At 47.7% G+C, this 18,449-nt stretch carries 15 protein-coding genes, 1 tRNA gene and 1 pseudogene; 13 read left to right on the plus strand and 4 right to left on the minus strand.

Annotated elements, in window-relative coordinates:
- The first annotated feature begins 28 nt into the window (after window positions 1–28).
- The 8 genes and pseudogenes from KXD89_RS20075 to lysS all read left to right on the plus strand — a co-directional run bounded on the left by KXD89_RS20075 (window position 29) and on the right by lysS (window position 10,137).
- Window positions 29–604, plus strand: a complete 576-nt coding sequence (locus KXD89_RS20075) for a transcriptional regulator (protein WP_001188520.1) — start codon at window positions 29–31, stop codon at window positions 602–604.
- 106 nt (window positions 605–710) lie between these two features.
- A tRNA-Phe gene (locus tag KXD89_RS20080) sits at window positions 711–786 on the plus strand.
- Between the two features lie 197 nt (window positions 787–983).
- Window positions 984–1,143, plus strand: a pseudogene (locus KXD89_RS22610) (integrase); the annotation flags it as partial.
- Between the two features lie 259 nt (window positions 1,144–1,402).
- Window positions 1,403–2,941 (plus strand): lysine decarboxylation/transport transcriptional activator CadC, encoded by a 1,539-nt coding sequence (gene cadC, locus KXD89_RS20085; RefSeq protein WP_001187173.1) that lies wholly within the window; start codon window positions 1,403–1,405, stop codon window positions 2,939–2,941.
- A 364-nt stretch (window positions 2,942–3,305) separates the two neighbouring features.
- Window positions 3,306–4,640, plus strand: a complete 1,335-nt coding sequence (gene cadB / locus KXD89_RS20090) for a cadaverine/lysine antiporter (protein WP_000092909.1) — start codon at window positions 3,306–3,308, stop codon at window positions 4,638–4,640.
- A 79-nt stretch (window positions 4,641–4,719) separates the two neighbouring features.
- Window positions 4,720–6,867, plus strand: a complete 2,148-nt coding sequence (gene cadA, locus KXD89_RS20095) for a lysine decarboxylase CadA (protein ID WP_001295383.1) — start codon at window positions 4,720–4,722, stop codon at window positions 6,865–6,867.
- A 58-nt stretch (window positions 6,868–6,925) separates the two neighbouring features.
- Complete coding sequence (dtpC, locus tag KXD89_RS20100) at window positions 6,926–8,383, plus strand: dipeptide/tripeptide permease DtpC (RefSeq protein WP_000856829.1); 1,458 nt, start codon at window positions 6,926–6,928, stop codon at window positions 8,381–8,383.
- A gap of 236 nt (window positions 8,384–8,619) precedes the next feature.
- On the plus strand, window positions 8,620–10,137 hold the full coding sequence (lysS, locus tag KXD89_RS20105) for a lysine--tRNA ligase (RefSeq protein ID WP_001295074.1): 1,518 nt from the start codon (window positions 8,620–8,622) through the stop codon (window positions 10,135–10,137).
- Between the two features lie 118 nt (window positions 10,138–10,255).
- Here lysS and ghoT read toward each other — a convergent pair whose 3' ends face one another.
- From ghoT to yjdI, 4 genes are all read right to left on the minus strand, one after another.
- A complete protein-coding gene (gene ghoT / locus KXD89_RS20110; protein ID WP_001173343.1) occupies window positions 10,256–10,429 on the minus strand; it encodes a type V toxin-antitoxin system toxin GhoT in 174 nt (57 codons plus the stop codon).
- Between the two features lie 27 nt (window positions 10,430–10,456).
- A complete protein-coding gene (gene ghoS, locus KXD89_RS20115) occupies window positions 10,457–10,753 on the minus strand; it encodes a type V toxin-antitoxin system endoribonuclease antitoxin GhoS (RefSeq protein WP_000398619.1) in 297 nt (98 codons plus the stop codon).
- Between the two features lie 226 nt (window positions 10,754–10,979).
- Window positions 10,980–11,252, minus strand: a complete 273-nt coding sequence (locus tag KXD89_RS20120) for a GNAT family N-acetyltransferase (protein WP_000405651.1) — start codon at window positions 11,250–11,252, stop codon at window positions 10,980–10,982.
- A gap of 11 nt (window positions 11,253–11,263) precedes the next feature.
- Entirely contained in the window at window positions 11,264–11,494 is a 231-nt protein-coding gene (gene yjdI, locus KXD89_RS20125; RefSeq protein ID WP_000371704.1) for a 4Fe-4S mono-cluster protein YjdI, read from the minus strand.
- 180 nt (window positions 11,495–11,674) lie between these two features.
- Here yjdI and KXD89_RS20130 point away from each other — a divergent pair, with 180 nt between their 5' ends.
- The 5 genes from KXD89_RS20130 (at window position 11,675) to KXD89_RS20150 (ending at window position 18,408) form a co-directional block, all read left to right on the plus strand.
- The gene (locus KXD89_RS20130) at window positions 11,675–13,306 is read left to right on the plus strand and encodes a sensor histidine kinase (RefSeq protein WP_001216477.1); all 1,632 of its coding nucleotides are present in this window, start codon (window positions 11,675–11,677) and stop codon (window positions 13,304–13,306) included.
- Window positions 13,303–14,022: a two-component system response regulator DcuR gene (dcuR, locus tag KXD89_RS20135; protein WP_000611288.1), complete on the plus strand. Its 720-nt coding sequence runs from the start codon at window positions 13,303–13,305 to the stop codon at window positions 14,020–14,022. The genes KXD89_RS20130 and dcuR overlap by 4 nt, the downstream gene beginning before the upstream one ends.
- Window positions 14,023–14,592: 570 nt before the next feature.
- Window positions 14,593–15,933, plus strand: a complete 1,341-nt coding sequence (gene dcuB / locus KXD89_RS20140; protein ID WP_000899522.1) for an anaerobic C4-dicarboxylate transporter DcuB — start codon at window positions 14,593–14,595, stop codon at window positions 15,931–15,933.
- 77 nt (window positions 15,934–16,010) lie between these two features.
- On the plus strand, window positions 16,011–17,657 hold the full coding sequence (gene fumB / locus KXD89_RS20145) for a class I fumarate hydratase (protein WP_000066707.1): 1,647 nt from the start codon (window positions 16,011–16,013) through the stop codon (window positions 17,655–17,657).
- Window positions 17,658–17,778: 121 nt separating this feature from the next.
- Entirely contained in the window at window positions 17,779–18,408 is a 630-nt protein-coding gene (locus tag KXD89_RS20150; RefSeq protein ID WP_000198773.1) for a DUF2238 domain-containing protein, read from the plus strand.
- The last annotated feature ends 41 nt before the right edge of the window (window positions 18,409–18,449 follow it).

An 18,449-nucleotide genomic window follows, 5' to 3' on the forward strand; every position in this document is an offset into this window, starting at 1 on the left:
TGCAGTGGGAAAGACGGAGGAAAATAGCGTGCAACGTGAAGATGTACTGGGAGAAGCCCTGAAATTATTAGAATTACAAGGGATTGCCAACACCACGCTGGAGATGGTTGCTGAACGTGTGGATTATCCACTGGACGAGCTACGCCGCTTCTGGCCAGACAAAGAGGCAATCCTCTACGATGCGCTGCGTTATCTTAGCCAACAGATAGATGTCTGGCGTCGTCAGCTGATGCTGGACGAAACGCAAACCGCCGAACAAAAGCTGCTGGCACGTTATCAGGCGTTATCGGAGTGCGTTAAAAACAACCGCTATCCGGGCTGTCTATTTATCGCTGCCTGTACGTTTTATCCCGATCCTGGCCACCCTATTCATCAACTGGCCGATCAGCAAAAAAGCGCGGCCTACGATTTCACCCACGAACTGTTAACCACACTGGAAGTTGACGATCCGGCGATGGTAGCAAAGCAGATGGAACTGGTGCTGGAAGGCTGTTTAAGCCGAATGCTGGTGAATCGTAGCCAGGCGGATGTCGACACTGCACATCGGCTGGCGGAAGATATCCTGCGCTTCGCCCGCTGCCGCCAGGGTGGTGCATTGACCTGACAGAAACACAGAAAAGAAGCGATTTGCCGCAATCTTAAGCAGTTGAATCGCTTTTACTGAAATTAGGTTGACGAGATGTGCAGATTACGGTTTAATGCGCCCCGTTGCCCGGATAGCTCAGTCGGTAGAGCAGGGGATTGAAAATCCCCGTGTCCTTGGTTCGATTCCGAGTCCGGGCACCAAATTCATATAAACGGACCTCCACGGAGGTCCGTTTTTCGTTTCAGGACGCCACGATTTAAGCGTTCTGCCTCCAAATCAATTCTACCGAACTCAACCAGATTCTCCCCACATCACCAGCAATTTGCGGGCATATCCCAATTCGGGAAAATTTGTTCCTGAGCTATAGCACTAACTGACGTGAAATGTCGTGCGGCCCCGTGATGCTGTTGAACGTCAAATGACGTCATCAGGAGCGTAACGCATCCATAAAGCACAACACCGGTCTGAACGGCGACTGATGAGATTTTCTGAATGAGAACAAAGAGAAATGTATCAGTTCGCTTGCTCATGCAAAGACTAACAATCCATTAAAATAGTAAGTGCTCCGGACAATTTTCCATGGATTATTTTCTGAACATTTTTCTTTGGCAAAGATGATGAATTTTGATGGTAAGGAATATTACTTCTGGTTCTCAGTAAAATCCTTTCGTAATACTATGTAATCAAGAAGTTTATGGCTGGTAAAAATAACGTCTTGCATTCACCAATAATATGTAAATAAACCCATCTATAGATGGTAAAAATAGGTTGTGGCAATTATCATTGCATCATTCCCTTTTCGAATGAGTTTCTATTATGCAACAACCTGTAGTTCGCGTTGGCGAATGGCTTGTTACTCCGTCCATAAACCAAATTAGCCGCAATGGGCGTCAACTTACCCTTGAGCCGAGATTAATCGATCTTCTGGTTTTCTTTGCTCAACACAGTGGCGAAGTACTTAGCAGGGATGAACTTATCGATAATGTCTGGAAGAGAAGTATTGTCACCAATCACGTTGTGACGCAGAGTATCTCAGAACTACGTAAGTCATTAAAAGATAATGATGAAGATAGTCCTGTCTATATCGCTACTGTACCAAAGCGCGGCTATAAATTAATGGTGCCGGTTATCTGGTACAGCGAAGAAGAGGGAGAGGAAATAATGCTATCTTCGCCTCCCCCTATACCAGAGGCGGTTCCTGCCACAGATTCTCCCTCCCACAGTCTTAACATTCAAAACACCGCAACGCCACCTGAACAATCCCCAGTTAAAAGCAAACGATTCACTACCTTTTGGGTATGGTTTTTTTTCCTGTTGTCGTTAGGTATCTGTGTAGCACTGGTAGCGTTTTCAAGTCTTGATACACGTCTTCCTATGAGCAAATCGCGTATTTTGCTCAATCCACGCGATATTGACATTAATATGGTAAATAAAAGTTGTAACAGCTGGAGTTCCCCGTATCAGCTCTCTTACGCGATAGGCGTGGGTGATTTGGTGGCGACATCACTTAACACCTTCTCCACCTTTATGGTGCATGACAAAATCAACTACAACATTGATGAACCGAGCAGTTCCGGTAAAACATTATCTATTGCGTTTGTTAATCAGCGCCAATACCGTGCTCAACAATGCTTTATGTCGATAAAATTGGTAGACAATGCAGATGGTTCAACCATGCTGGATAAACGTTATGTCATCACTAACGGTAATCAGCTGGCGATTCAAAATGATTTACTGGAGAGTTTATCAAAAGCGTTAAACCAACCGTGGCCACAACGAATGCAGGAGACGCTCCAGAAAATTTTGCCGCATCGTGGTGCGTTATTAACTAATTTTTATCAGGCACATGATTATTTACTGCATGGCGATGATAAATCATTGAACCGTGCCAGTGAATTATTAGGTGAGATTGTTCAATCATCCCCAGAATTTACCTACGCGAGAGCAGAAAAAGCATTAGTTGATATCGTGCGCCATTCTCAACATCCTTTAGATGAAAAACAATTAGCAGCACTGAACACAGAAATAGATAACATTGTTACACTGCCGGAATTGAACAACCTGTCCATTATATATCAAATAAAAGCGGTCAGTGCTCTGGTAAAAGGTAAAACAGATGAGTCTTACCAGGCGATAAATACTGGCATTGATCTTGAAATGTCCTGGCTAAATTATGTGTTGCTTGGCAAGGTTTATGAAATGAAGGGGATGAACCGGGAAGCAGCTGATGCATATCTCACCGCCTTTAATTTACGCCCAGGGGCAAACACCCTTTACTGGATTGAAAATGGTATATTCCAGACTTCTGTTCCTTATGTTGTACCTTATCTCGACAAATTTCTTGCTTCAGAATAAGTAACTCCGGGTTGATTTATGCTCGGAAATATTTGTTGTTGAGTTTTTGTATGTTCCTGTTGGTATAATATGTTGCGGCAATTTATTTGCCGCATAATTTTTATTACATAAATTTAACCAGAGAATGTCACGCAATCCATTGTAAACATTAAATGTTTATCTTTTCATGATATCAACTTGCGATCCTGATGTGTTAATAAAAAACCTCAAGTTCTCACTTACAGAAACTTTTGTGTTATTTCACCTAATCTTTAGGATTAATCCTTTTTTCGTGAGTAATCTTATCGCCAGTTTGGTCTGGTCAGGAAATAGTTATACATCATGACCCGGACTCCAAATTCAAAAATGAAATTAGGAGAAGAGCATGAGTTCTGCCAAGAAGATCGGGCTATTTGCCTGTACCGGTGTTGTTGCCGGTAATATGATGGGGAGCGGTATTGCATTATTACCTGCGAACCTAGCAAGTATCGGTGGTATTGCTATCTGGGGTTGGATTATCTCTATTATTGGTGCAATGTCGCTGGCGTATGTATATGCCCGACTGGCAACAAAAAACCCGCAACAAGGTGGCCCAATTGCTTATGCCGGAGAAATTTCCCCTGCATTTGGTTTTCAGACAGGTGTTCTTTATTACCATGCTAACTGGATTGGTAACCTGGCGATTGGTATTACCGCTGTATCTTATCTTTCCACCTTCTTCCCAGTATTAAATGATCCTGTTCCGGCGGGTATCGCCTGTATTGCTATCGTCTGGGTATTTACCTTTGTAAATATGCTCGGCGGTACTTGGGTAAGCCGTTTAACCACTATTGGTCTGGTGCTGGTTCTTATTCCTGTGGTGATGACTGCTATTGTTGGCTGGCATTGGTTTGATGCGGCAACTTATGCAGCTAACTGGAATACTGCGGATACCACTGATGGTCATGCGATCATTAAAAGTATTCTGCTCTGCCTGTGGGCCTTCGTGGGTGTTGAATCCGCAGCTGTAAGTACTGGTATGGTTAAAAACCCGAAACGTACCGTTCCGCTGGCAACCATGCTGGGTACTGGTTTAGCAGGTATTGTTTACATCGCTGCGACTCAGGTGCTTTCCGGTATGTATCCGTCTTCTGTAATGGCGGCTTCCGGTGCTCCGTTTGCAATCAGTGCTTCAACTATCCTCGGTAACTGGGCTGCGCCGCTGGTTTCTGCATTCACCGCCTTTGCGTGCCTGACTTCTCTGGGCTCCTGGATGATGTTGGTAGGCCAGGCAGGTGTACGTGCCGCTAACGACGGTAACTTCCCGAAAGTTTATGGTGAAGTCGACAGCAACGGTATTCCGAAAAAAGGTCTGCTGCTGGCTGCAGTGAAAATGACTGCCCTGATGATCCTTATCACTCTGATGAACTCTGCCGGTGGTAAAGCATCTGACCTGTTCGGTGAACTGACCGGTATCGCAGTACTGCTGACTATGCTGCCGTATTTCTACTCTTGCGTTGACCTGATTCGTTTTGAAGGCGTTAACATCCGCAACTTTGTCAGCCTGATCTGCTCTGTACTGGGTTGCGTGTTCTGCTTCATCGCGCTGATGGGCGCAAGCTCCTTCGAGCTGGCAGGTACCTTCATCGTCAGCCTGATTATCCTGATGTTCTACGCTCGCAAAATGCACGAGCGCCAGAGCCACTCAATGGATAACCACACCGCGTCTAACGCACATTAATTAAAAGTATTTTCCGAGGCTCCTCCTTTCATTTTGTCCCATGTGTTGGGAGGGGCCTTTTTTACCTGGAGATATGACTATGAACGTTATTGCAATATTGAATCACATGGGGGTTTATTTTAAAGAAGAACCCATCCGTGAACTTCATCGCGCGCTTGAACGTCTGAACTTCCAGATTGTTTACCCGAACGACCGTGACGACTTATTAAAACTGATCGAAAACAATGCGCGTCTGTGCGGCGTTATTTTTGACTGGGATAAATATAATCTCGAGCTGTGCGAAGAAATTAGCAAAATGAACGAGAACCTGCCGTTGTACGCGTTCGCTAATACGTATTCCACTCTCGATGTAAGCCTGAATGACCTGCGTTTACAGATTAGCTTCTTTGAATATGCGCTGGGTGCTGCTGAAGATATTGCTAATAAGATCAAGCAGACCACTGACGAATATATCAACACTATTCTGCCTCCGCTGACTAAAGCACTGTTTAAATATGTTCGTGAAGGTAAATATACTTTCTGTACTCCTGGTCACATGGGCGGTACTGCATTCCAGAAAAGCCCGGTAGGTAGCCTGTTCTATGATTTCTTTGGTCCGAATACCATGAAATCTGATATTTCCATTTCAGTATCTGAACTGGGTTCTCTGCTGGATCACAGTGGTCCACACAAAGAAGCAGAACAGTATATCGCTCGCGTCTTTAACGCAGACCGCAGCTACATGGTGACCAACGGTACTTCCACTGCGAACAAAATTGTTGGTATGTACTCTGCTCCAGCAGGCAGCACCATTCTGATTGACCGTAACTGCCACAAATCGCTGACCCACCTGATGATGATGAGCGATGTTACGCCAATCTATTTCCGCCCGACCCGTAACGCTTACGGTATTCTTGGTGGTATCCCACAGAGTGAATTCCAGCACGCTACCATTGCTAAGCGCGTGAAAGAAACACCAAACGCAACCTGGCCGGTACATGCTGTAATTACCAACTCTACCTATGATGGTCTGCTGTACAACACCGACTTCATCAAGAAAACACTGGATGTGAAATCCATCCACTTTGACTCCGCGTGGGTGCCTTACACCAACTTCTCACCGATTTACGAAGGTAAATGCGGTATGAGCGGTGGCCGTGTAGAAGGGAAAGTGATTTACGAAACCCAGTCCACTCACAAACTGCTGGCGGCGTTCTCTCAGGCTTCCATGATCCACGTTAAAGGTGACGTAAACGAAGAAACCTTTAACGAAGCCTACATGATGCACACCACCACTTCTCCGCACTACGGTATCGTGGCGTCCACTGAAACCGCTGCGGCGATGATGAAAGGCAATGCAGGTAAGCGTCTGATCAACGGTTCTATTGAACGTGCGATCAAATTCCGTAAAGAGATCAAACGTCTGAGAACGGAATCTGATGGCTGGTTCTTTGATGTATGGCAGCCGGATCATATCGATACGACTGAATGCTGGCCGCTGCGTTCTGACAGCACCTGGCACGGCTTCAAAAACATCGATAACGAGCACATGTATCTTGACCCGATCAAAGTCACCCTGCTGACTCCGGGGATGGAAAAAGACGGCACCATGAGCGACTTTGGTATTCCGGCCAGCATCGTGGCGAAATACCTCGACGAACATGGCATCGTTGTTGAGAAAACCGGTCCGTATAACCTGCTGTTCCTGTTCAGCATCGGTATCGATAAGACCAAAGCACTGAGCCTGCTGCGTGCTCTGACTGACTTTAAACGTGCGTTCGACCTGAACCTGCGTGTGAAAAACATGCTGCCGTCTCTGTATCGTGAAGATCCTGAATTCTATGAAAACATGCGTATTCAGGAACTGGCTCAGAATATCCACAAACTGATTGTTCACCACAATCTGCCGGATCTGATGTATCGCGCATTTGAAGTGCTGCCGACGATGGTAATGACTCCGTATGCTGCATTCCAGAAAGAGCTGCACGGTATGACCGAAGAAGTTTACCTCGACGAAATGGTAGGTCGTATTAACGCCAATATGATCCTTCCGTACCCGCCGGGAGTTCCTCTGGTAATGCCGGGTGAAATGATCACCGAAGAAAGCCGTCCGGTTCTGGAGTTCCTGCAGATGCTGTGTGAAATCGGCGCTCACTATCCGGGCTTTGAAACCGATATTCACGGTGCATACCGTCAGGCTGATGGCCGCTATACCGTTAAGGTATTGAAAGAAGAAAGCAAAAAATAATTAGCTCGTACAAGGGAAGTGGCTTGCCACTTCCCTTTTTTGCTCATAAGGAGAACACATGAAAACACCCTCACAGCCGCGCGCGATATACTATATCGTGGCGATCCAAATCTGGGAGTACTTCAGTTTTTACGGCATGCGTGCCTTACTCATTCTCTATCTCACCCATCAGCTTGGTTTTGATGATAACCATGCCATCAGCCTGTTCAGCGCATATGCTTCTCTGGTTTACGTTACCCCTATTCTCGGCGGCTGGCTTGCCGACCGCCTGCTCGGCAACCGCACTGCAGTGATTGCCGGCGCGCTGTTAATGACCCTTGGCCATGTGGTGCTGGGTATTGATACAAATTCAACCTTTAGCCTGTATCTGGCGCTGGCAATCATTATTTGTGGCTACGGTTTATTCAAATCAAACATCAGCTGTTTGCTTGGCGAGCTCTACGACGAGAACGATCATCGACGTGATGGCGGTTTTTCGCTGCTGTATGCTGCGGGCAATATCGGTTCTATCGCAGCCCCAATCGCCTGCGGCCTGGCTGCTCAGTGGTATGGATGGCATGTTGGCTTTGCCCTTGCGGGTGGCGGCATGTTTATCGGTTTGTTGATTTTCTTAAGCGGTCATCGTCATTTCCAGTCCACACGTAGTATGGATAAAAAAGCGCTCACTAGTGTCAAATTTGCCTTACCAGTATGGAGCTGGTTAGTGGTGATGCTCTGTTTAGCCCCAGTATTTTTTACTCTGCTGCTGGAGAACGACTGGTCCGGATATTTGCTGGCGATCGTTTGCCTCATTGCCGCACAAATCATTGCCCGCATGATGATCAAATTCCCCGAACATCGCCGTGCTCTTTGGCAAATTGTATTGTTGATGTTTGTCGGGACATTGTTCTGGGTACTGGCACAACAGGGCGGCAGTACCATCAGCTTGTTTATCGATCGCTTTGTGAATCGTCAGGCATTCAATATTGAAGTACCTACAGCACTATTCCAGTCGGTGAATGCAATTGCGGTGATGCTCGCTGGGGTTGTACTGGCCTGGCTGGCGTCGCCAGAAAGCCGCGGCAACTCAACATTGCGCGTCTGGCTGAAGTTTGCCTTTGGCTTACTGCTGATGGCTTGTGGCTTTATGTTGTTGGCATTTGATGCCCGACATGCAGCGGCTGACGGTCAAGCGTCAATGGGCGTGATGATATCCGGGCTGGCGCTAATGGGCTTTGCCGAACTCTTTATTGACCCGGTGGCGATTGCGCAAATCACGCGTCTGAAAATGTCTGGCGTATTAACCGGGATTTATATGCTGGCAACAGGCGCGGTCGCCAACTGGCTGGCAGGCGTCGTGGCACAGCAGACGACAGAGTCGCAAATTAGCGGTATGGCAATTGCAGCTTACCAGCGATTCTTTTCTCAGATGGGAGAGTGGACGTTGGCTTGTGTCGCGATCATCGTCGTATTGGCCTTTGCTACCCGTTTTCTGTTTAGCACGCCGACGAATATGATACAGGAGAGCAACGATTAACTGTCGTAAAAACAATTGGTTATGAATAAATTAACTTTCAGTTTATAACACTAACAAATCGAGATTAATAAGTCATTTAAACCATTTTGATGGTTATTTATTAGTGATATCAACTTGAGGTAAGCGTTAGTTTCGATAAGATAAACTGAGTTACTAATAGTCGAGGCAGATAATACAGTGTACCGATCTGTCTCTTTATCTACGCTAAATTGAAAGCTGGATTTAGAGGAACCAAAATGTCTGAACAAGAAACACGGGGAGCCAATGAGGCTATTGATTTTAACGATGAACTGAGAAATCGCCGCGAAAAACTGGCGGCACTACGTCAGCAAGGTGTGGCGTTTCCCAATGATTTTCGCCGCGACCATACCTCTGACCAGTTGCACGAAGAGTTTGATGCGAAGGATAACCAGGAACTGGAATCCTTAAACATTGAAGTCTCGGTTGCTGGCCGAATGATGACCCGTCGTATCATGGGGAAAGCCTCCTTTGTAACGTTGCAGGATGTCGGTGGCCGTATTCAACTGTACGTTGCAAGAGATAGCCTGCCAGAAGGTGTTTATAACGATCAGTTTAAAAAATGGGATCTGGGTGACATTATCGGTGCCCGCGGTACGCTGTTTAAGACGCAAACGGGTGAGCTTTCCATTCACTGTACTGAGCTGCGCCTGCTGACTAAAGCACTACGTCCTTTACCAGATAAATTCCATGGTCTGCAGGATCAGGAAGTCCGTTATCGTCAACGTTATCTGGACCTCATCGCTAACGATAAATCCCGTCAAACGTTTGTTGTCCGTTCAAAAATTCTGGCCGCTATCCGTCAATTCATGGTCGCGCGCGGCTTTATGGAAGTAGAAACCCCGATGATGCAGGTAATTCCAGGTGGGGCATCTGCTCGCCCGTTTATTACCCATCATAATGCTCTGGATTTAGATATGTATCTGCGTATCGCGCCGGAGCTGTATCTGAAACGTCTGGTTGTAGGCGGTTTTGAACGGGTATTCGAAATCAACCGTAACTTCCGTAATGAAGGTATTTCTGTTCGCCATAATCCTGAGTTCACAATGATGGAACTCTACATGGCGTATGCGGATTACCACGATTTGATTGAACTGACAGAGTCACTGTTCCGCACCCTGGCACAAGAGGTTCTGGGTACCACTAAAGTCACTTATGGCGAGCATGTGTTTGATTTCGGCAAACCGTTTGAAAAACTCACCATGCGCGAAGCAATCAAAAAATATCGTCCAGAAACCGATATGGCCGACCTGGATAATTTTGATGCTGCTAAAGCATTAGCTGAATCTATCGGTATTACGGTAGAGAAAAGCTGGGGGTTGGGACGTATTGTCACAGAGATCTTTGATGAAGTGGCAGAAGCACATCTGATTCAGCCAACCTTTATTACGGAATATCCGGCAGAAGTGTCCCCGCTGGCACGCCGTAATGATGTTAACCCGGAAATCACCGACCGTTTTGAATTCTTCATCGGTGGTCGTGAAATCGGTAATGGTTTTAGCGAATTAAACGACGCAGAAGATCAGGCTGAACGTTTCCAGGAACAGGTTAATGCTAAAGCTGCAGGTGACGACGAAGCCATGTTCTATGACGAAGATTACGTGACTGCGCTGGAATATGGTCTGCCGCCAACCGCTGGTCTGGGTATTGGTATCGACCGAATGATTATGCTGTTTACTAACAGCCATACTATTCGCGACGTTATTCTCTTCCCGGCGATGCGCCCACAGAAATAAATTTCACTTTAATGAACGAAGCAGTCAGGCGACTGCTTCGTTCATCGTTCCGCAAATCCAGTTTTGAGGAGAGACGCTTCGTTTCACGATAACCAGCGGGTCCACTCAACTACAGCTCCTAAAAGAGAGAAAAAAGTAATGCCACAGGCAGACTCATTGGCCAGGTTATTCCGACCAGGAATGCACTAAGTAAACGAATATGTGTTTTCTCATGTGAGATAAACCAGATAATGACAAAGGATATGTTCACACCAATCACATAAAAAATTAATATTTTAGAGAATAGTGCCATTTTTTATGTTCTTCTTATCCTTCCTGGCTACTTGTAAAACTGACGGAAATAGTCATCAACTGTCATAATGTTGAGGTCAAAATCAATATCCGGTAAGTCTAAGCATTTGAGCCTGATTAAATCTTCGATTTCACTTGCGGCTAACGATGTCGTTATTGCGAAGGAGTTTTCATTCAATTGTCGTGGTATCCCATATTCATCAGCCACGATAGAGGAGAAATTCATATCATACATCAATGATCTTAATCTTAAGAACACTGAGGAATAAGATGATGGATAATCAAAAGAAACAACATAAGTATTGAACTTGTTTTTACCTTCCATAATATGACTCCTATCAATATTAAACGCTCTGGGGACGCAAAACTTATTAACCCCGATTGATGATTCTCATATAGGAGATATTCTTTTTTTTGCTCAGTAAAGGGGATGACTTGGGACAAAAAAACGCGCTCTCTGCCCATTCTTTGTGCATCCCCCTACCCTTCAGATGCTCTCCTGCATCACATCGCGGAGAGAATGAAAAATATCGTGACTCTGTACTCTCCCATCAACTGCGAATATCATCATACTCCCGCGTTTTATCAAATTCATGTTTCGCAAATGGGCATAATGGGATAATTTTTCGTTTTTCCCGACGCATTTTTTCCACGACTTTCGCAACCAGCTGTTTACCAATCCCTTGCCCTTTCAGGCTTTCATCGACATCGGTATGTTCGATAATCGCTAAATTCTCTCCGGTCGGCACAAAGACAATTTCAGCGATTTGCTTGCCTTGTTTGTCATTAATGTAAAATTTATTGTGGCCTTCGCGTATTTCCATTTTACCCTCGCTTATTTATGACGGTATTTCAGCGCGCCGCTCGGGCACGTATCAATCACTTTAACCACAGTGGCGACGTCGACTTCATCCGGCATGATCCACGGCTTTCGTTTGAGATTAAATAACTTGCCGTTGCCACGTACGCAATTGCCAGAATGCTGACATATCGCAGTGTTGAAATAGACATCGATCTTTTCGCCGGTATAACAGCGATAACCCCCGTCCAGTAGCGCCTGATCCATGACCTTCCCTCTCTCATCAGTATGATTATCGCTATAAGCATAGCCCCGGAATCTTCATACAGCACTGGCAGTTTCCGTTGCCAGAGTCTCTTCCCCTATATAGCCAATCATTCTTACTCCCTTTGAATTACCCGCCTCATCAGAGATAATGCTTAAGAAATTTGTCACACAAGGAAGCTGATGAGACATTCATTGCCCTACCGCATGTTACGCAAACGTCCGATGAAATTGAGTACCACAGTGATCTTAATGGTCAGTGCGGTACTGTTCTCGGTGCTATTGGTGGTGCATCTGATTTACTTCTCGCAAATCAGTGATATGACGCGAGATGGGCTAGCCAACAAGGCACTGGCAGTGGCGCGTACCCTCGCCGACTCGCCGGAAATCCGTCAGGGCTTGCAGAAAAAACCGCAGGAGAGTGGCATCCAGGCCATCGCGGAAGCCGTACGCAAACGCAACGATCTGCTGTTTATTGTCGTTACCGATATGCAAAGTCTTCGCTACTCGCATCCTGAAGCCCAGCGTATTGGTCAGCCATTTAAAGGTGATGACATCCTTAAAGCGCTGAATGGCGAAGAAAATGTCGCTATCAATCGCGGTTTTCTGGCGCAGGCTTTACGCGTATTTACCCCCATCTACGATGAAAATCATAAACAAATTGGCGTGGTGGCGATCGGCCTTGAGTTAAGCCGTGTGACCCAACAGATCAATGACAGTCGCTGGAGCATTATCTGGTCGGTATTATTTGGCATGCTGGTCGGACTGATTGGCACCTGCATTCTGGTTAAGGTACTGAAAAAAATCCTTTTCGGCCTGGAACCCTACGAAATCTCCACGCTGTTTGAGCAACGCCAGGCCATGTTGCAGTCTATCAAAGAAGGCGTCGTTGCCGTGGACGATCGCGGCGAGGTCACGCTGATCAACGATGCCGCACAAGAATTGCTGAATTACCGTAAGTCGCAGGACGATGAGAAACTGTCGACGCTAAGCCACTCATGGTCACAGGTGGTAGATGTCTCGGAAGTGTTACGCGACGGTACCCCGCGCCGCGACGAAGAGATTACGATTAAAGACCGGCTATTACTGATCAACACCGTTCCGGTGCGCAGTAATGGCGTTATCATCGGTGCCATTTCAACCTTCAGGGACAAAACTGAAGTACGTAAACTGATGCAGCGACTCGACGGTCTGGTCAACTATGCTGACGCACTTCGTGAACGATCCCACGAATTTATGAATAAATTGCATGTGATTCTCGGATTATTGCATCTGAAGAGTTATAAGCAGTTGGAAGATTACATTCTCAAAACAGCCAATAACTATCAGGAAGAGATTGGCTCTCTGCTGGGTAAGATCAAATCTCCGGTTATCGCTGGTTTTTTAATCAGCAAGATTAACCGCGCGACCGATTTAGGCCATACGCTGATTTTAAACAGTGAAAGCCAGCTGCCAGACAGCGGCAGTGAGGACCAGGTCGCGACGCTGATTACCACGTTGGGAAATCTGATAGAAAACGCGCTGGAGGCATTAGGGCCGGAACCCGGAGGCGAAATTAGCGTAACATTGCACTACCGTCACGGCTGGCTGCACTGTGAAGTTAATGATGATGGACCGGGGATCGCACCCGATAAAATCGATCACATTTTTGACAAAGGTGTCTCGACAAAAGGAAGCGAGCGAGGCGTCGGTTTAGCACTTGTCAAACAACAGGTAGAAAATCTCGGCGGCAGCATCGCCGTGGAATCGGAACCCGGGATTTTCACACAATTTTTTGTCCAGATACCCTGGGACGGGGAGAGGTCGAACAGATGATCAATGTATTAATTATCGATGACGACGCAATGGTCGCGGAGCTGAATCGCCGATACGTAGCACAAATCCCAGGCTTTCAATGCTGTGGAACAGCCTCGACGCTGGAGAAAGCCAAAGAGATTATCTTCAATAGCGATACGCCTATCGACCTGATATTGCTCGATATCTATATGCAAAAAGAGAACGGGCTCGATTTACTGCCTGTCCTGCATAACGCGCGTTGCAAAAGTGATGTGATTGTCATCTCCTCCGCAGCCGATGCGGCAACCATTAAAGATTCGCTGCATTACGGTGTCGTGGATTACCTGATCAAACCCTTCCAGGCTTCCCGCTTTGAAGAGGCGCTCACCGGCTGGCGGCAAAAGAAAATGGCGCTGGAAAAACATCAGTATTATGACCAGGCCGAGCTTGATCAGCTAATCCACGGCAGCAGCTCCAACGAACAGGATCCTCGTCGCTTGCCAAAAGGCTTAACGCCGCAGACGTTACGCACACTGTGCCAGTGGATTGACGCGCATCAGGACTATGAATTTTCAACCGACGAGCTAGCCAACGAGGTTAACATTTCGCGTGTTTCCTGCCGTAAATACCTCATCTGGCTGGTCAACTGCCACATCTTGTTCACCAGTATCCATTATGGCGTCACGGGGCGTCCAGTTTACCGTTACCGTATTCAGGCAGAACACTACTCACTACTGAAACAATATTGCCAATAACGGATCGCTGGTTATCTGTAAGTAATAATTATTACCGTAATGCAAAATACCCCTGGCACAAGTTACATCCTTCATCAGTAAAACTTGTGCCAGATCAAATATAATTATCCCTCCATCATCGCTAAAAATTAATATCTCTTCAGGTGAACGGTGTTTTTAATTTCAAAACGCTAACAAAAGTTAATTAACTATTATGTCACCCGCATTATGTGTATTTTTACCCACAAATGGGTAGATCAGATTAATCTATAAACCTAATGACATCTGCCCTGAGAACAAAAAATAGACCGATAAATATCAATAAGATAACAGCAAACAAAACATTAACATCTGCGCAGTACAAACTATAAACCCATCGCCAGAGAGTCTTTCTCTCTGAAAAAGCCGCTTATCACAGTGCATAAATTTGCCGCTGCTTTAATCAGCCAATATTCACTGTGAGGTATTTGCTAAAGCCGGTAACGACCAAACGGATATTTAGTCAGGCTCTGAAAACAGTTCATACAAAACAGAACGTGACTGTGATCTATTCAGCAAAAATTTAAATAGGATTATCGCGAGGGTTCACACATGTTATTTACTATCCAACTTATCATAATACTGATATGTCTGTTTTATGGTGCCAGAAAGGGTGGTATCGCGCTGGGTTTATTAGGCGGTATCGGTCTGGTCATTCTGGTCTTCGTCTTCCACCTTCAGCCAGGTAAACCACCAGTTGATGTCATGCTGGTTATCATTGCGGTGGTGGCGGCATCGGCGACCTTGCAAGCTTCGGGCGGTCTTGATGTCATGCTGCAAATTGCCGAGAAGCTGCTGCGCCGCAACCCGAAATATGTCTCAATTGTCGCGCCGTTTGTGACCTGTACACTGACCATTCTTTGCGGTACGGGTCATGTGGTTTACACCATTCTGCCGATCATCTACGACGTCGCCATTAAGAACAACATCCGTCCGGAACGTCCGATGGCGGCAAGTTCTATCGGTGCACAGATGGGGATTATCGCCAGTCCGGTGTCGGTTGCGGTCGTGTCTCTGGTTGCGATGCTGGGTAATGTCACCTTTGATGGTCGCCATCTTGAGTTCCTCGATCTGCTGGCAATCACCATTCCATCGACGTTAATCGGTATCCTGGCGATCGGTATCTTCAGCTGGTTCCGCGGTAAAGATCTGGATAAAGACGAAGAGTTCCAGAAATTCATCTCCGTACCGGAAAACCGTGAGTATGTTTACGGTGATACCGCGACGCTGCTGGATAAAAAACTGCCGAAAAGCAACTGGCTGGCAATGTGGATTTTCCTCGGGGCAATCGCTGTAGTCGCCCTTCTTGGTGCTGATTCGGACCTGCGTCCATCCTTCGGCGGCAAACCGCTGTCGATGGTACTGGTTATTCAGATGTTTATGCTGCTGACCGGGGCGCTGATTATTATCCTGACCAAAACCAATCCCGCGTCTATCTCAAAAAACGAAGTCTTCCGTTCCGGTATGATCGCCATCGTGGCGGTGTACGGTATCGCATGGATGGCAGAAACCATGTTCGGTGCGCATATGTCTGAAATTCAGGGCGTACTGGGTGAAATGGTGAAAGAGTATCCGTGGGCCTATGCCATTGTTCTGCTGCTGGTTTCCAAGTTTGTAAACTCTCAGGCTGCGGCGCTGGCGGCGATTGTTCCGGTCGCGCTGGCGATCGGCGTTGATCCGGCATACATCGTGGCTTCAGCACCGGCTTGCTACGGTTATTACATCCTGCCGACTTATCCGAGCGATCTGGCAGCGATTCAGTTTGACCGTTCCGGCACCACCCACATCGGTCGCTTCGTCATCAACCACAGCTTTATTCTGCCGGGGTTGATTGGTGTGAGCGTATCGTGCGTCTTCGGCTGGATCTTCGCCGCGATGTACGGGTTCTTATAAATGCACTTTGCGTGCCGCCCGTGACTACGCGGCACGCCATTTTCGAATAACAAATACAGAGTTACAGGCTGGAAGCTATGTCAAACAAACCCTTTATCTACCAGGCACCTTTCCCGATGGGGAAAGACAATACCGAATACTATCTACTCACTTCCGATTACGTTAGCGTTGCCGACTTCGACGGCGAAACCATCCTGAAAGTGGAACCAGAAGCCCTGACCCTGCTGGCGCAGCAAGCCTTTCACGACGCTTCTTTTATGCTCCGCCCGGCACACCAGAAACAGGTTGCGGCTATTCTTCACGATCCAGAAGCCAGCGAAAACGACAAGTACGTGGCGCTGCAATTCTTAAGAAACTCCGAAATCGCCGCCAAAGGCGTGCTGCCGACCTGCCAGGATACCGGCACCGCGATCATCGTCGGTAAAAAAGGCCAGCGCGTGTGGACCGGCGGCGGTGATGAAGAAACGCTGTCGAAAGGCGTCTATAACACCTATATCGAAGATAACCTGCGCTATTCACAGAATGCGGCGCTGGACATGTACAAAGAGGTCAACACCGGCACTAACCTGCCTGCGCAAATCGACCTGTACGCGGTAGATGGCGATGAGTACAAATTCCTTTGCGTTGCGAAAGGCGGCGGCTCTGCCAACAAAACGTATCTCTACCAGGAAACCAAAGCCCTGCTGACTCCCGGCAAACTGAAAAACTTCCTCGTCGAGAAAATGCGTACCCTCGGTACTGCAGCCTGCCCGCCGTACCATATCGCGTTTGTGATTGGCGGTACGTCTGCGGAAACCAACCTGAAAACCGTCAAGTTAGCAAGCGCTCACTATTACGATGAACTGCCGACGGAAGGGAACGAACATGGTCAGGCGTTCCGCGATGTCCAGCTGGAACAGGAACTGCTGGAAGAGGCCCAGAAACTCGGTCTTGGCGCGCAGTTTGGCGGTAAATACTTCGCGCACGACATTCGCGTTATCCGTCTGCCACGTCACGGCGCATCCTGCCCGGTCGGCATGGGCGTCTCCTGCTCCGCTGACCGTAACATTAAAGCGAAAATCAACCGCGAAGGTATCTGGATCGAAAAACTGGAACACAACCCAGGCCAGTACATTCCACAAGAACTGCGCCAGGCCGGTGAAGGCGAAGCGGTGAAAGTTGACCTTAACCGCCCGATGAAAGAGATCCTCGCCCAGCTTTCGCAATACCCGGTATCCACTCGTTTGTCGCTCACCGGCACCATTATCGTGGGCCGAGATATTGCACACGCCAAGCTGAAAGAGCTGATTGACGCCGGTAAAGAACTTCCGCAGTACATCAAAGATCACCCGATCTACTACGCGGGTCCGGCGAAAACCCCTGCCGGTTATCCATCAGGTTCACTTGGCCCAACCACCGCAGGCCGTATGGACTCCTACGTGGATCTGCTGCAATCCCACGGCGGCAGCATGATCATGCTGGCGAAAGGTAACCGCAGTCAGCAGGTTACCGACGCGTGTCATAAACACGGCGGCTTCTACCTCGGTAGCATCGGCGGTCCGGCGGCGGTACTGGCGCAGCAGAGCATCAAGCATCTGGAGTGCGTCGCTTATCCGGAGCTGGGTATGGAAGCTATCTGGAAAATCGAAGTAGAAGATTTCCCGGCGTTTATCCTGGTCGATGACAAAGGTAACGACTTCTTCCAGCAAATCGTCAACAAACAGTGCGCGAACTGCACTAAGTAACCTCTTCGGCCCAGCGCCTGGCAGCATGCTGCCAGGTGATCCCCCTGGCCACCTCTTTTGCGATTGTAATTTCACGCTTGCTGGTGAATAGTCAGTATTTTCCCTGATTTGCGAACTCACCATGACCCGCACACTCAAGCCGTTAATTCTTAACACCAGCGCACTGACGCTAACGTTAATCCTGATTTATACCGGCATTTCGGCCCATGACAAACTCACCTGGCTGATGGAAGTGACACCGGTGATTATTGTCGTGCAGCTACTGCTTGCCACCGCCAGACGTTATCCGTTAACGCCGCTGCTCTATACGCTCATTTTCCTTCACGCCATCATCCTGATGGTCGGCGGACAATACACCTACGCGAAAGTCCCCGTTGGTTTTGAGGTGCAGGAATGGCTGGGGTTGAGTCGTAATCCGTATGACAAGCTGGGGCACTTTTTCCAGGGGCTGGTGCCTGCACTGGTGGCACGAGAAATTCTCGTTCGCGGGATGTACGTGCGCGGACGTAAAATGGTGGCGTTCCTGGTCTGCTGCGTGGCGCTGGCGATAAGCGCGATGTATGAATTAATCGAGTGGTGGGCAGCGCTGGCAATGGGTCAGGGAGCGGATGATTTTCTCGGCACCCAGGGCGACCAGTGGGACACGCAATCCGATATGTTCTGCGCGCTGCTTGGCGCATTAACGACGGTGATATTCCTCGCTCGCTTTCATTGCCGCCAGCTACGGCGCTTTGGCTTGATAACTGGATAACAACTTGCGCTTTGTTGATGCCGGATGCGGCGTGAATTCCT

Source organism: Escherichia sp. TC-EC600-tetX4 (assembly GCF_019356055.1).
Taxonomy (GTDB): Bacteria; Pseudomonadota; Gammaproteobacteria; order Enterobacterales; family Enterobacteriaceae.

Excerpts from the sequence above, each read along its gene's own strand:
- cadC (WP_001187173.1), top strand. The coding sequence starts at position 1,403 with ATGCAACAACCTGTAGTTCGCGTTGGCGAATGGCTTGTTACTCCGTCC.
- cadB (WP_000092909.1), top strand. The coding sequence starts at position 3,306 with ATGAGTTCTGCCAAGAAGATCGGGCTATTTGCCTGTACCGGTGTTGTT.
- cadA (WP_001295383.1), top strand. The coding sequence starts at position 4,720 with ATGAACGTTATTGCAATATTGAATCACATGGGGGTTTATTTTAAAGAA.
- dtpC (WP_000856829.1), top strand. The coding sequence starts at position 6,926 with ATGAAAACACCCTCACAGCCGCGCGCGATATACTATATCGTGGCGATC.
- lysS (WP_001295074.1), top strand. The coding sequence starts at position 8,620 with ATGTCTGAACAAGAAACACGGGGAGCCAATGAGGCTATTGATTTTAAC.
- ghoT (WP_001173343.1), bottom strand. The coding sequence starts at position 10,429 with ATGGCACTATTCTCTAAAATATTAATTTTTTATGTGATTGGTGTGAAC.
- ghoS (WP_000398619.1), bottom strand. The coding sequence starts at position 10,753 with ATGGAAGGTAAAAACAAGTTCAATACTTATGTTGTTTCTTTTGATTAT.
- KXD89_RS20120 (WP_000405651.1), bottom strand. The coding sequence starts at position 11,252 with ATGGAAATACGCGAAGGCCACAATAAATTTTACATTAATGACAAACAA.
- yjdI (WP_000371704.1), bottom strand. The coding sequence starts at position 11,494 with ATGGATCAGGCGCTACTGGACGGGGGTTATCGCTGTTATACCGGCGAA.
- KXD89_RS20130 (WP_001216477.1), top strand. The coding sequence starts at position 11,675 with ATGAGACATTCATTGCCCTACCGCATGTTACGCAAACGTCCGATGAAA.
- dcuR (WP_000611288.1), top strand. The coding sequence starts at position 13,303 with ATGATCAATGTATTAATTATCGATGACGACGCAATGGTCGCGGAGCTG.
- dcuB (WP_000899522.1), top strand. The coding sequence starts at position 14,593 with ATGTTATTTACTATCCAACTTATCATAATACTGATATGTCTGTTTTAT.
- fumB (WP_000066707.1), top strand. The coding sequence starts at position 16,011 with ATGTCAAACAAACCCTTTATCTACCAGGCACCTTTCCCGATGGGGAAA.
- KXD89_RS20150 (WP_000198773.1), top strand. The coding sequence starts at position 17,779 with ATGACCCGCACACTCAAGCCGTTAATTCTTAACACCAGCGCACTGACG.